15 protein-coding genes are annotated in these 13,179 nt (G+C 61.9%); 7 read left to right on the forward strand and 8 right to left on the reverse strand.

From position 1 onward, the window contains the following. Positions 1 to 2: 2 nt before the first annotated feature. The gene (locus AA105894_RS09860) at positions 3 to 404 is read right to left on the reverse strand and encodes a rhodanese-like domain-containing protein (protein ID WP_267311570.1); all 402 of its coding nucleotides are present in this window, start codon (positions 402 to 404) and stop codon (positions 3 to 5) included. A gap of 144 nt (positions 405 to 548) precedes the next feature. On the opposite strand from AA105894_RS09860, the gene AA105894_RS09865 reads away from it, so the two are divergent. From AA105894_RS09865 to AA105894_RS09875, 3 genes are all read left to right on the forward strand, one after another. Beyond that, positions 549 to 1,532 (forward strand): cysteine synthase A, encoded by a 984-nt coding sequence (locus tag AA105894_RS09865; protein ID WP_267311706.1) that lies wholly within the window; start codon positions 549 to 551, stop codon positions 1,530 to 1,532. A 76-nt stretch (positions 1,533 to 1,608) separates the two neighbouring features. Then, complete coding sequence (locus AA105894_RS09870; protein WP_025840579.1) at positions 1,609 to 2,328, forward strand: response regulator; 720 nt, start codon at positions 1,609 to 1,611, stop codon at positions 2,326 to 2,328. Beyond that, positions 2,297 to 3,889 (forward strand): ATP-binding protein, encoded by a 1,593-nt coding sequence (locus AA105894_RS09875; protein ID WP_267311707.1) that lies wholly within the window; start codon positions 2,297 to 2,299, stop codon positions 3,887 to 3,889. Before AA105894_RS09870 ends, AA105894_RS09875 begins: the two co-directional genes overlap by 32 nt. A 117-nt stretch (positions 3,890 to 4,006) precedes the next feature. Here the strand turns inward: AA105894_RS09875 and AA105894_RS09880 are convergent, their stop codons facing one another. The 4 genes from AA105894_RS09880 to AA105894_RS09895 form a co-directional block, all read right to left on the reverse strand. Further along, positions 4,007 to 4,657 carry a methionine ABC transporter permease gene (locus AA105894_RS09880; protein ID WP_267311571.1) on the reverse strand — a complete coding sequence of 217 codons (651 nt, stop codon included), beginning with the start codon at positions 4,655 to 4,657 and terminating at the stop codon, positions 4,007 to 4,009. Continuing rightward, positions 4,638 to 5,669, reverse strand: coding sequence for a methionine ABC transporter ATP-binding protein (locus AA105894_RS09885; RefSeq protein WP_267311572.1), 1,032 nt, complete (start codon positions 5,667 to 5,669; stop codon positions 4,638 to 4,640). The genes AA105894_RS09880 and AA105894_RS09885 overlap by 20 nt, the downstream gene beginning before the upstream one ends. Then, positions 5,666 to 6,481 (reverse strand): MetQ/NlpA family ABC transporter substrate-binding protein, encoded by an 816-nt coding sequence (locus AA105894_RS09890; RefSeq protein ID WP_267311573.1) that lies wholly within the window; start codon positions 6,479 to 6,481, stop codon positions 5,666 to 5,668. The genes AA105894_RS09885 and AA105894_RS09890 overlap by 4 nt, the downstream gene beginning before the upstream one ends. A gap of 144 nt (positions 6,482 to 6,625) precedes the next feature. After that, positions 6,626 to 7,030 carry a hypothetical protein gene (locus AA105894_RS09895; RefSeq protein ID WP_267311574.1) on the reverse strand — a complete coding sequence of 135 codons (405 nt, stop codon included), beginning with the start codon at positions 7,028 to 7,030 and terminating at the stop codon, positions 6,626 to 6,628. Positions 7,031 to 7,126: 96 nt separating this feature from the next. On the opposite strand from AA105894_RS09895, the gene AA105894_RS09900 reads away from it, so the two are divergent. Genes AA105894_RS09900 through AA105894_RS09910 form a run of 3 tightly spaced genes read left to right on the forward strand, consistent with a single transcriptional unit; the run spans position 7,127 to position 9,102 of the window. Next, positions 7,127 to 7,453: a YnfA family protein gene (locus tag AA105894_RS09900; protein ID WP_267311575.1), complete on the forward strand. Its 327-nt coding sequence runs from the start codon at positions 7,127 to 7,129 to the stop codon at positions 7,451 to 7,453. 48 nt (positions 7,454 to 7,501) lie between these two features. Further along, positions 7,502 to 8,080: a YqaA family protein gene (locus AA105894_RS09905; RefSeq protein WP_267311576.1), complete on the forward strand. Its 579-nt coding sequence runs from the start codon at positions 7,502 to 7,504 to the stop codon at positions 8,078 to 8,080. A gap of 20 nt (positions 8,081 to 8,100) precedes the next feature. After that, positions 8,101 to 9,102, forward strand: coding sequence for an SDR family oxidoreductase (locus AA105894_RS09910; RefSeq protein ID WP_267311577.1), 1,002 nt, complete (start codon positions 8,101 to 8,103; stop codon positions 9,100 to 9,102). Here the strand turns inward: AA105894_RS09910 and AA105894_RS09915 are convergent. From AA105894_RS09915 to AA105894_RS09925, 3 genes are all read right to left on the reverse strand, one after another. Further along, positions 9,099 to 9,485, reverse strand: a complete 387-nt coding sequence (locus AA105894_RS09915) for a hypothetical protein (protein WP_188425537.1) — start codon at positions 9,483 to 9,485, stop codon at positions 9,099 to 9,101. The genes AA105894_RS09910 and AA105894_RS09915 overlap by 4 nt on opposite strands. Before the next feature lie 129 nt (positions 9,486 to 9,614). After that, complete coding sequence (locus AA105894_RS09920) at positions 9,615 to 10,508, reverse strand: 4-(cytidine 5'-diphospho)-2-C-methyl-D-erythritol kinase (protein ID WP_267311578.1); 894 nt, start codon at positions 10,506 to 10,508, stop codon at positions 9,615 to 9,617. 8 nt (positions 10,509 to 10,516) lie between these two features. After that, complete coding sequence (locus AA105894_RS09925; RefSeq protein WP_267311579.1) at positions 10,517 to 12,322, reverse strand: tetratricopeptide repeat protein; 1,806 nt, start codon at positions 12,320 to 12,322, stop codon at positions 10,517 to 10,519. A gap of 51 nt (positions 12,323 to 12,373) precedes the next feature. On the opposite strand from AA105894_RS09925, the gene AA105894_RS09930 reads away from it, so the two are divergent. After that, a complete protein-coding gene (locus AA105894_RS09930; protein ID WP_267311580.1) occupies positions 12,374 to 13,159 on the forward strand; it encodes a uracil-DNA glycosylase in 786 nt (261 codons plus the stop codon). Positions 13,160 to 13,179: the final 20 nt, after the last annotated feature.

The following is a 13,179-nucleotide window of genomic DNA, read 5'->3' on the forward strand; positions in this document are numbered from 1 at the left end:
CGTCAGCCGGGGAAAAAGCGTGGCAGGTCCTGAAACTGCCAGCCGCAAACGCGCCCACGCTGCCCGGTGGCATCGGGGGGGCCTTCATAACCCTCGACAATATTGATGCTCGTCTCATAACCCAGATGCGCCGCCAGTTCCGCCGTCTGCTGCGAGCGCATACCCGAGCGACACAGAAAAAGCAGTGGCGTATTCAGCGAAGGCACGACCTCACGCAGCGCCTCGGCAAAACCGGCCGCATCATACGGGTCCCAGCTCAGCGCGATTGCCTCCTTGTCGAGCGTGCTCAGATTGGGCAGGCCGACAGCTTGCCACTCACCCGGCGTACGCACATCGATCAGAACGGCATCCTTGTCGGCGCCCAGACGTTCCCACGCTTCGCGCGCTGAAATACAGTCGACCATCGTTTTTCCTCATTTATTTTACATGTCGCGACGTTAAACTCTGAAACCGCAGACGTATAGGATGGAATGCAGATGACCACGCAGACCCCGAATTCTCCGCTTTCTTCGGGCATTATTCCCGGGTGGAAGCACCCTTCCGATGGCATGATCGGTGCGATTGGCGGCACGCCGCTCATCCGCCTGAGACTCGCTTCCGAGGCGACGGGCTGCGACATCTACGGCAAGGCGGAATTCATGAATCCGGGTGGTTCGGTCAAGGACCGTGCCGCCCTCGCCATTATTCTCGACGCCGAATCACGCGGCTTGCTTAAGCCGGGCGGCGTGATTGTGGAAGGCACGGCTGGCAATACAGGCATCGGGTTGACCCTCGTTGCCAAGGCGCGTGGCTATCGCACCATCATCGTGATGCCTGAAACGCAGAGTCAGGAAAAAATCGATTTCCTGCGCATGATCGGTGCCGATCTGCGCCTGGTGCCTGCCAAGCCATTCCGCGATCCGGGCAATTACGTGCATGTCTCGCGTCGTATTGCCGAAGAAACCGATAATGCGGTCTGGGCCAACCAGTTTGACAACACCGCCAATCGCGAAGGCCATCGTGCGACCACGGCAGCAGAGATCTGGCATCAGCTCGACGGGAAGATCGACGCCTTTACCTGCGCCTGCGGCACGGGTGGCACACTGGCTGGCGTTGCGCTCGGCCTGGGCGATCTGGCCGGGCAGGCCGGCCGCAAGCGCCCCGAGATCGTTCTGGCCGATCCTGAAGGGTCGGGTCTGTATGGCTGGGTCAAATCCAACGATCTCAGCGTCTCTGGCGGTTCGATCACCGAAGGGATCGGGCAATCGCGCGTGACGGGCAATCTTGAGGGCGTCACCATCGACGATGCCGAGCGCATTCCCGATGCCGAAGCGCTGGAGCAGATTTTTTCGCTTCAGGATCGTGAGGGTATTTCGCTGGGCGGTTCAGCCGGAATCAACGTGGCCGCCGCGATTCGCGTGGCCAGACGCCTTGGTGCAGGGCATCGGATTGTAACAATTCTCTGCGATGGCGGCGCGCGCTACCAGTCCAAGATCTTCAATCCGTCCTTTCTGCGGGCGAAAAACCTGCCGACCCCACCCTGGCTCGATTGAGACAGGGTTTCGCAACTTGTGACGGAGTGAAACACCCTCTTGTGGCGCCAATGCGATTCGGACCAATGTTACATTTATGGATACGAACCCGCACCTTCTGATCGTTGATGATGACCGCGAGATCCGAGAGCTGCTCTGCCGCTTTCTGGAGCGCAACCATTTCCGCGTGACAGCCGCACGCGACGGGCGAGAAGCCCGTCGTGCCTGGGCTGCCGGGCATTATCAGCTTGTGGTGCTGGATCTCATGCTGCCTGGCGAAAGCGGCCTCGACATCGCACGCTGGCTGCGTAGCCAAGATAATGTGCCCATCATCATGCTGACCGCGATGAGCGATGAGACGGACCGTATCATCGGCCTCGAATTCGGCGCCGATGACTATGTCGCCAAGCCCTTCAACCCGCGTGAACTTCTGGCCCGCATCCGTGCCGTTCTGCGTCGCACCGCCGACAGCTCGGACAAGAAACTCTCTGCTGACTCCCGTACGATCCGCTTCTCGGGCTGGACCCTGGAGCCCGCACGTCGTCGCCTGCTCAACCCTGAAGGCGCCGAGATTCCGCTGACCGGCGGCGAGTACGACATGCTTCTGGCTTTTCTGGAGCGCGCGAACCGCGTTCTGACCCGCGACATGCTGCTGGAATTGCTGCGCGGCCGACAGGCAGGTCCGTTCGATCGCGCCATCGACGTCGCCGTCAGCCGCCTGCGTCGCAAGCTGGAGGATGACGGACGCAACGCGCAGATGATCAAGACCGTACGTGGTGGTGGCTATGTTCTTGCCGCCGATGTCGAACGCCTCTGACGCTGTGCTGCATCTGCTGCCGCGCTCGCTGAGAGCGCGCACCAATCTGCTTCTGATTGCAGGGCTCTGCGTGGTTCAGGCTGCCGGCCTGACCATCCATGCCCTCGATCACCTCAATATCGCCGACCGGGCCGAGATGCACGATAACGAGCATCACGCCTTTTCCATCTATCACACCCTGGTCGAGCTTCGTCCTTCGGATCGTGAAGCCAGTCTGGCCGCCCTCGAAGTGCCGTCGAACTTCAAGATCATCTTCGACAACAAACCGGATACGCATCTCCCCGGTGCCTTCATTCCGCTGCCTCCTTACGGCATGAGCCCCATGATGCGCACCGGCCCCTCTGGCGGGCAGGAAGAACCCGGTTTTGGCGGACCGCCCCCCGGCGGCAACCCCGGCGATTTTGGCGGTGGCGGTGGTGGCGAAGGCCGTCCTCCCTTTCCCTTTGAAGGCGGGCCGCCTCCTTCGAACAATATGGATGGTTTCGCCAACGAGGAGCGGCGCCCACAGGCCTTCATGCCACCACCTCTTGCGGGTATCGGCATGCTGCCTGCAAGGCTGCGTCCTGCGCGCGTCATCATGGGGCACAAGCCATCCACGCGTCATTACGCCCTGTCTTTCCAGATGCCTGACGACCATCGCTGGCTGGTCATGAGCTATACGGTGAGGCCGCCCAACCCGTTTGGCTCCCCCACCTTCATGATCTCGTTTGCCCTCATGACCATCTGCGGTGGCGGGCTGATCCTGTGGGGATCGCATCGTCTCATTGCGCCTGTCGCGACGCTGGCCAATGCCGCCACGGCACTCGGACGCAACGTCCATGCCCAGCCTCTGCCCGAAGCCGGGCCGACGGAGATCCGTCAGGCGGCCGTTGCCTTCAATACCATGGCCGCCCGTATCCGGCGTTTCGTGACCGATCGCACGCTCATGCTGACCGCCATCGGCCATGATTTGCGTACCCCGATCACCCGTCTCAAACTGCGTGCCGAGTTCATTGATGATGATGAATTGCGCGACAAGTTTCTTGCCGATCTGGACGAGATGGAGAGCATGGTCGCCGCGACCCTCGCCTTTGGGCGCGATAGTTCGACCCTCGAACCCATGACCGCGCTCGATCTGAGTGCCCTGCTCCAGACCGTGGCTGACGAAGCCGCCGAGGCGCGCCCCGATCTGGCTGAAGACGTCAGCTATGAACCCCCGCAGACACCTATCCGCATCAAGGCACGCTCGCTTGCCCTCAAGCGCGCCTTGACCAATCTGGTGATGAACGCCCTGAAATATGGCGGGTCGGTCTCGATCAGCGTCGCCTGCGTACGCGGCCCCGATCAGGAGAAATCCGTCTGCATCCGCATTGACGACAGCGGCCCCGGCCTGCCGCCGGAGGATCTCGAACGCATGTTCGAACCCTTCGTCCGCGCCGAGACCAGCCGTAACCGTGAAACCGGCGGCACCGGGCTGGGTCTTGCCATCGCCCGTTCCACCCTGCGCGGCCAGGGCGGTGATGTGACGCTGACAAACCGTGCTGAAGGCGGGCTAAGGGCGAGCGTCATTCTGCCGATTTGATGTGTGTCGGGCTCCGCCCGAATCCGGCAGGGACCTCGGCCCCTGCACCCCGCTTTACACAGACAAAACGAGTCCAGAGGCAAGCCTCTGGCGGGGCCTGGGGCAGCGCCCCGCTCCCTATCGCCGGACAGCCCTGACAGCGAGCGTCCCGGCCCCCTGAATGATCCCCACGAGCAGGATCAGCACGGCGACCACGGCAAACATGATGGTCGTGTTGAAGCGCTGATAGCCATAGCGGATGGCGAGGTCGCCCAGTCCACCAGCGCCAATGGCGCCTGCCATGGCAGAGGCGCCGACAAGGGTGATTGCCGTCACGGTCAGGCCGGAGAGAAGACCGGGCAGCGCTTCGGGAATCAGCACATAGCGAATAACCATCCAGCGCGTGCCCCCCATGACACGCACGGCCTCAATGAGACCGGGCTCGATCTCCTGCAACGAGATTTCGGCAATACGCGCGTAATAGGGAATGGCCGCAATCGAGAGCGGCACGATGGCCGCCAATGTGCCGAGCGATGTGCCAGCGATGAAGCGGGTGACGGGGATCAGCAGCACCAGCAGAATGATGAACGGAATGGCGCGAACCGCATCAATGACCCAGCCGATAGGGCGACCCAGCCAGGGCAGATCATAAAGATCGGTGCGACGGGTCGCGATCATGAGTACAGCCAGAGGCAGGCCGAAAAGAACAGCGACAAGACTTGATGCGGCAACCATCTCGACGGTCTGCAGCGTCGATTCAGCGATGAGCCTAGCGATCAGACGGTACATGACCGAGCACCTCCGTCACATGGGCCTGCTGCTCCAGGAAAGCAGCAAGCGGTTCGGTCACGGGGGCAGAGAATGCCAGAATCATGTCGGTCAGGAGATCCCCTCCGCAGGATAGGGTGCCGCCCTGCACCAAGGTGATCTGCTGATCGAAACGCGTGGTCAGAAGTGACAGGAAGGGCGTCTTCGCGGCTTCAGGGCCCAGCACGATACGCATGAGTGTCAGACCGCCCGGCACAGGGTCGGCGCTTAACTGACGCTTGATCGTCTCAGGCAGACCGGGGCGCGTATCGGCCAGCAGGCGCTCAAGCCTCGGGTCACCTCGGCTGTCACGCATCAGCGTCGCCATGCTGCCATTTTCAATCAGCGCGCCATGATCGAGCACCAGAACGCGATGGGCAAAGCGACGCACGACCTCCATTTCATGAGTGATGAGAATGATGGTCAGGCCAAGCGTGCGATTGATATCGGCCAGCAGCTCGAGAATGGAGGCGGTCGTATGCGGATCGAGCGCCGAGGTTGCCTCGTCGCAAAGCAGAAGCGAGGGCGAATTGGCAATGGCCCGTGCAATACCGACACGCTGTTTCTGACCGCCGGAAAGCTGGGAAGGACGTTTGTGACCGTGGTTCTCGAGCCCGACGAGCGCGAGGAGTTCCTCGACGCGTTCCGCGATGCGCGGTTTCGGCCAGCCGGCAATTTCGAGCGGTAGCGCGATATTGGCAGCGACCGAGCGGGAATTCAGCAGGTTGAAATGCTGGAAAACGAGCCCCACCTTGCGCCGGGCTGCCACGAGATCACGCTCGGAAAGCTGCGTGAGATCAGCGCCATCAAGCAGAATATGGCCTTCGGTCGGGCGTTCCAGCGCGCAGAGGCAGCGCAGAAGCGTGGATTTTCCCGCCCCCGAGCTGCCGATCACCCCGATGATCTCACCCTTGTCGACCTGAAAGCTGATATCGCTCAGCGCCGTCTGTGACCCGAAACGGCAGGACAGACCCGAAACGTCAAGAAGGCTCATGGAAAGGCAGGGATCACGGTATTGGCGTATACGTCGATCAGGGCCTGACGGATATTGGGCTGCTGATAGGCGCTCACCAGCGGCTTGACCCAGGGGGCCTGCGCCTGATCGCTGTTAACGGCAATCACGCAGATATAGGGATTGTCCTTCACCCCTTCGCGGGCCAGACGCTCGTGGACCACATCCACACCCGCCTTGTGCGCCCAGTCCGTATTGATCACAGCGGCGTCGAGATCGGGCAGTGCGCGCCCTACCACACCGGCATCCAGCTCCCGTATCGTGAAGTCATGCGGGTTCTCGGTGATGTCGAGCGGTGTCGGCAGCAGGCCCGCCGAAGGCGAAAGCTTGATAAAACCGAGCGACTGAAGCAGCAGGAGCGCCCTCCCTTCATTGCTCGGGTCGTTCGGTACACCGATGACCGCGCCCTTTGGAAGGGTAGCGAGCGTCTTCCATTTGCGGGAATACAGCCCGATCGGCGCGACATAGGTGTTGCCTACGGGCACAATCTTGAATCCGTGCCCTTCATTCTGGGCTTTCAGAAACGGCATGTGCTGGAACGAATTTGCATCGAGATCATGCGATGCCAGCGCCTCGTCGGGCGTGGAGTAGTCGGAAAATGTGACGATCTTCAAAGTCAGCCCGGATTTCTGCGCGTTCTGGCTGACAAGACGCCAGATATCCTCATCTTCACCCGCCATGATACCGACACGGATCGGTTTGTCGGCTGCACGCGCGGAGCGCAGGCCTAGGGCCAGAGGCGCGGCAAGAAGCGTGGACAACACCGAACGACGCGGCAGCGAAGCGAAAGACATGAGAGGAGCACCCGGTTTCTGGCGCGAGTCAGTAAATTGAACGATTATCAATCGTTATTATAAACAGTCTCGACGCATTCAACGATTTATCCGTGTTTTATACAGAACGCCCCATAAATCAATGATCGATCTGGGCTAGCCCCCTCAGATGTCGCCGTCGATCTGCGCCGAAACCTTGACGATATTGGCCACGGCGTCCCTCTTGCGCCGGATCATGAGAAAGGCGCCCTGCCAGCTGCCCGTTATGACCCATGTGCCTTCAATTTCGTCCCCTGCCTCATTCAGCATGCCCTCATAAAGCACGACGTGATTGCGGCGATCTGTCTGATAGGTCTTGCGAAACTGCACATGCCGCCCCTGACGTGTCCCGCTGACAAGGGCGACAAAGCAGGCCGAATCTTCCGTGCTGGCATGGGCTCGCTCGGTGATGGTGCCACCAATCACGGATTCCGCCTCAAAAAGCGCCGCCTGGAAGAATTCCGGCTCATAATCACGGGGATAGGTAAACTGCCCATCCCACTGCCCTGCAACAGACAAGGCCTCACTCATCGCTCTCTCCTCTTGTCCTGCAGCGCTTTTTTGCCCTCGGGCCGGAATGCTGCTCAAACAACCCATCCTGTGAAACCACCCTGACGGACGCGCCTTATGCTGACCCTGTGTCTCTATCTTGCGGCAGGTTTTGCCGAAATTGCCGGCTGTTTTGCCTTCTGGGCATGGCTGCGTCTGGACCGGTCAATCTGGTGGATCATCCCCGGGCTGTTCAGCCTGATGTTCTTTGCCTTCATTCTGACCCGCATCGACAGCGACAGTGCAGGCAGGGCCTACGCGGCCTATGGCGGTGTCTATATCACCGCCTCGCTGATCTGGATGCGCCTCTTCGAAGGTCGCAGCCCGGACCGATGGGAGCTGGCAGGCGCGGCGATCTGCCTGTGCGGGGCAGCACTCATCCTCTGGGGACCACGCTCGACATAAAACGCGGCTTGGGCCATTGACGGGTTTCCTGAATTCCGGAGGCCTCTCGTGTTCCAGCCGCTCTATCGTCGCACGCTCGCCCTTGCGGCCTCGCCTCATGCTGGCTGGTGGCTTTTTGCCGTTGCCTTTGCCGAAGCCTCGTTCTTTCCGATCCCTGTCGATCTCATGCTCATCCCGATGGTGCTGGCGGCGCGCGAGCGGGCCTTCGTGCTGGCTGCGATCTGTACCGCCGGTTCGGTCATGGGGGCCATGCTGGGCTGGGTGATCGGTGCGGTTCTGCTGCAGCATGTCGCCATGCCGATCGTGCATTTCTATCATGCCGAGCATAGCCTCGCGGCACTTCAGGAAAAATTCAGGCAGTACGGGGTGGCGATCATCCTGCTCAAGGGCCTGACACCGATCCCGTTCAAGATTGTCACCATCGCTGCCGGTGCCGCCCATTTTGCCATTCTGCCGTTCCTGGCGGCCAGTCTGGTCACGCGCGGCGCGCGGTTCTTTCTGGTGGCAACCCTGCTCTGGTTCTACGGCGCCCCGATCAAGGACTTCATCGAGCGCCGCCTGACACTGGTCATGACAGGCTTTCTCTTTCTGGTCATCGCTGGCATTCTGGCTGTCACCCTTCTGTAGACCTTATGAGGATTGCCGCCATGCCCAACCAGATTGCCGTCGTCACTGGCGCCGGAGCCGGTATCGGGCGCGCCACGGTGCGTATGCTGGCTTCCTATGGTTTCGATATCGCCCTGCTTGGCCGGAACGAGCAGCGCCTGCAGGATTCTGCGGATGAGCTCGAAACCAGCGCCATTCGCACACTTATCGTGCCGGTCGATGTCTCGGACGCAAAAGCGGTCTTCGACGCAGCCGAACGTGTCGAGCGCGAGCTCGGCCCGATTACGGTCTGGATCAACGCGGCAGGTGTGGCGGCCATAGGGCCGGTCCTCTCGCTTGATGCCGAAACGCTCAGGCGCGTAACGGACGTGACCTATCTCGGCTCGGTATTCGGCACACAGGCAGCCCTGGCCTGCATGCGCCGACGCGGCAGTGGCACGATCGTCAATCTGGGGCTCGCCCACCCGCTGCGTGGCCTGCCGCTTCAGGCAGCCATCAATGGCGCCCATGCTGCAATCAGCGCCTTTTGCGACAGTGTCCGCCCCGAAATCCGTGCGCTTTCAGACCGCATTGACCTGACAGTCGTGCATCTGCCCTCAATCAACACGCCACGCCTCGGCTGGAGCCGCAACCGCTCTGGCCATGCGCTCAAGCCTCCTGGTCGCATCTATGAGCCGGAAGTGGCGGCTCACGCGATTGGTCAGGCCGTACTGGGTCATCATCGCGATATCTGGGTCGGCGCCTCGTCGATCCTGCCAAGCCTGATCAATGGCATCGCGCCGTCGCTGCGTGACCGCTACCTCGCCAGGAAAGGCATTGTCGCCCAATACGCAGCGGGCAAGGCGGAAACAGAAAGCGACACGCTCAACGAAAGCCTGCCCGGCGCTTATGCCGCCCATGGCCCCTATGAAGGCATCCCCCTGCGCGATCAGGGACGCAAGCCGCTGCTGCTGACCATTCCGAGACGGATCGGTTTTGGCGCTACGCTTCTGTCTCTGGCAGGGGTGCTGCTCGGCTGGGCAGCCCTGCGTCGCAAGGGCTAGCTCGGCTGGCGCGACGTGCCGGCTGCCATCAGGGCGCGGTGCTGCTTGAGGCCATTGACCAGTTTTTCGCTATCCTCAGGGGCGAGAACCAGCCCCACCGGCCCATAGGCCGGATGCTGGAAGGCAAGCGTTGAACCCTCGGTCAGCGCGTCGATCTGTAATGCCCAGTTCGTGCTGTATACGGGCAGAAAAGGCACATTGCCGATCGCAGGCTGGGGCTGACTGGCCGTCATGGCGTAGCGCACGCGACCAAGGCTTGTGATGAGCTGGCTCAGCTGGTCGAGCGTGAGGTCTATTTCCCCCTCGATCCCGCTCCCTTCAAGAAAACGCAGCGTCGCCCCTGTGCCATCCTCTTTCTGGATGACCTGCATTCTTGCACCCATGACCGGAAGCTCCCTCTTATCGCATCTTCCCAAGGCGGACCGACGCGCAGAAGCCGCCGGACCAAAAAAGGTTATGTCTTCTTGCGGGGTTGGAACCCGATCGGAATACCCGGAAACATACCGGGCGATCTAGCGACGATCCTCTGTGTTCTGAACCCATCCGGCGTCTGCCCACCATCCCTGAGCACGAAGGCTTTCTGCCGCCCTACATGCCGCATCGAGATCGGCATAAAGGCCAAAACAGGTCGCTCCCGAACCGCTCATGCGGGCAAAGTGACATTCCTCCGAACGCTCCAGATGGCTCAAGACTTCACCGATTACGGGAAAGAGAGCAATCGCCGGGGCCTGAAGATCATTCGAAGTTGATCGCAGGCTTTCGGCCAGAGCCGCCACGTCATGCCATTGCGCTGGCAGCGTGGCAGAAGGACGAAACGCTGCACCGGACTCCTTCCATGCGCGGAAAACGGCAGGAGTCGGCACGGCGACACCGGGATTGACCAGCACCATGGCGCAGCGTGGCAGGCGTGGCGCAGCGACGAGAATTTCACCGATACCCTGCATACGCCGGGATTTCTGGGCAATACAGACCGGCACATCTGCCCCGAGCGAGGCAGCGATCGGCGCCAGGTCGACATCCTCGCACTGCCAGGCCGAAGCGAGCAGACGCAGGGCAGCGGCAGCATCAGCGGAGCCCCCGCCAATACCTGAGGCCACAGGCAGGTTCTTGGTGAGCCGCATCTGCCAGGCAGGCAGCGTGTCAGAAAGGGAGGCAGCCAGACGCAGGGCCGATGCAGCACGCAGCACCAGATTATCCGACCCGGCCTCGAGCCCGGCACCAAACGGCCCGTCGATGGCAAGGCTCATACCCTGCTCAGCAGGACAGGGCGCCTCGAGTGTCAGCAGATCGGCCGTCTGGGCGAATACGGCCAGAGAATCCAGCTCGTGATAGCCATTATCGCGACGTGCGGTGATGTGCAGAAACAGATTGATCTTGGCATGTGCCAGCGAACGGGCAGGTAACATCGACGAACTCATCGGGGCGAGGGAATGGCACGACCGCGCATGACGGGCAGATCCGGCCCACCGGCAAGAGCGGCATCGATCAGCGCCTTTGTCTCGGGCTCGGGCTTGTTGTTGAGCGCCTGGCTCCACTGATCGCGGGCTTCGAGCTGGCGGCCCTGATACCAGTAGGCGACGCCCAGATGATAGGCGATCTCTGCATCGGCGGGGGCCGCATTGACTGCGGAGAGAAGCAATGGCAGCGCCTGGGCCAGATCGCCCTTCTGCTTGAGCAGTGCCCAGGCATAGCTGTCGCGTATCTCGGCATCGTCCGGCGCCATGTCCATGGCACGACGCAACAGCAGCAGGGCCTGTTCGGGGCGCTCATTATGCTCGACATCCGAGTAGCCCGCGTAATTGAGCAGAACAGGCTCGGCAGGGGCCAGAGCCAGAGCGCGATCGAGATCGGCCTGAGCCTTGTCACGACGCTTGAGGTGGTCCCAGGCAATGGCGCGCCCCAGAAGCAGCGGCCAGACCCGCGATTCCATGACGCTCACCTTATTGAGCGCATGGGTGAAGGTCTCTATGGCGGCATCGGAATGGCCAAGCTGGTCCTGAACCGAACCGAGTTCGTTCAGGATATCGGGGTTGTCGGGGTTGGCCTTGACCACCCGCTCCAGCGCATGGAGCGCCGCGTTGAGATCGTGACGCTTGAGAGCGACCTGCGCCTGGGCATGATCGGAAAGCGGTGCCAGAGGATCGTCTTCCGCCACGCCGTCAAGCGCGGATTGTGCCATGTCGAGCTGGCCGTCATTGCGCAGTTCTTCGGCCAGCAGGATCTTGCCGAGTGTCAGATCAGGGGCGAGGAACAGGGCCTGACGCAGCAGCAGAATCTTGAGCTGACGCAGATCCTTGAGCTTGTCGTCATCCGGGTTGGGCGCCCCGCCATTGTCACTGTCATGCGATGCTGTATCGCCCAGAAGGGCGGTCACACCGATATAGAATTCGGCCAGTCCCTGATTGGGAGAGAAATCGGTGCCTATCCTGCCCGGACGCAGACGCCCGGCCACAAGCTGAAAGGCGGGCAGAAGACCACCGACATTCTTCAGCCTCTGGCGCGCCTCGGTATCGTGATGACGAAAGGCCAGCCAGTCCGCCTCGAACTGCAATGCCTGAACCCGCACCAGAGGCGGCACGGCGACCGCGCTACGATCGAGCTGGGCAAACAGACTATCCGTGCGCGCCTCGTCGCGCAGCGAGGCGATACGCGCCTGCTGCAACAGCGCAAGCCAGGTTACCGGGTCGATCCCCCCCTGAGGAAGCGTGATGTCGTCTTCCTGTCCATTGGCGGGATTTGCCCCGTAATGGCACCAGTCACGCAGGCCGCGCCCTGCCATGCGCAGCAGACCATCGGTCTCCTTGCTGTGCAGGGCGAAAAAACCCTCGGCGCTCTTCCAGTGACGATCACGAAACGCTGCCGTGCCCAGAACAAGACGCGCCAGATTTTGCTGTGGCATCAGCTTGGCCAGTGTGACTGCCCGCGCGGCAGAGTCCGGCCCGGCATCCATCGCGGCAAAACGCAGGGCCATCAGCACGAAATCGGGATCGCGATAGCCCTGCATCACGGCCTCATAGAGGGCATGATCGGCATCGCTCACATTATTGCGTTGCACCGAGACGATACTGCCGAGCAGGCTGCCCGTCAGGGAATAATCGGGCGCCATAAGCGCCACACCGCCCTGAGTGTCGGCAGCCACGGCCCTGGTCACAGGCACACCGGCAACAGAGGCCAGACAGGCAAGAAGAACGAGCCGGGACGGAGAGCGCTTGGTTTGCATCGTGTGACAATCTAGACTGAACCCGTTCAGACACCAAACTGATAAGAAACCATGTCCCTTTCCCTGTCCGGTCAGGACCGCTCCGAGATTCTTGCCCTGCTGGACCTGTATCGGGACTGGGGAGTCGATTGTGCTCTCGACGAGGTCGCGCCGCACAGGCTCGACCGGGCGGCGTCTCTCGCACTGCCTCAGGGAGTGCGGCAACGCCCGGCGCGCGCGCCTGCCGCGAGACCAGCCCCCCCCTCGCCCGCCCAGCCGCGTCAGGCCCCGATCGACGCGCAGGCCGCCCAGGCCTGGGGGGTGGAAATATTCCCGGAATGCGCCCTTGCGCGCACGGCCTCGACCAGTGTGCGACCACGCATCGTACCCGGTGCCTCCCTGATGCTGATTGGCGATGCGCCGGATGCTGATGAAGACCGCTCAGGCGAGGTGTTTGCCGGAGAAACGGGGCGCCTGCTTGACATGATCCTTCCCAGTATCGGGCTCGATCGCGCCAGCCTCTCCCAGGCGCCTGCCCTGCCCTGGCGCCCGCCAGGCGGCCGCGCTGTCTCGCTGATAGAAAGTCGCGAGTGCCGCGCCCTGCTCAATGCCGCCATCGTCAAGGCCCGCCCCGAACGCCTCGTTCTGCTCGGTCTGACCCCTCTGCGACTCCTGCTTGACGAGCAGGCGAGCATGGCACGGTCACGTGGCGCCTGGCACAAGGTGCGACTCGATGACGGGACCATGGTCGAGGCCTTGGCCATGCAGCACCCCCAGCAGCTGCTTTCCAGCGCCAGAGCCCGCCGGGAGATGTGGAAAGACCTTGTTTTTCTGGCAGAAACGCTCTCGTCTTCGTGAGCGCGCATCTGGTTTCAGGA

The sequence above is a fragment of the Asaia spathodeae NBRC 105894 genome (assembly GCF_025994195.1).
In the GTDB taxonomy this organism is placed as follows: domain Bacteria; phylum Pseudomonadota; class Alphaproteobacteria; order Acetobacterales; family Acetobacteraceae; genus Asaia; species Asaia siamensis.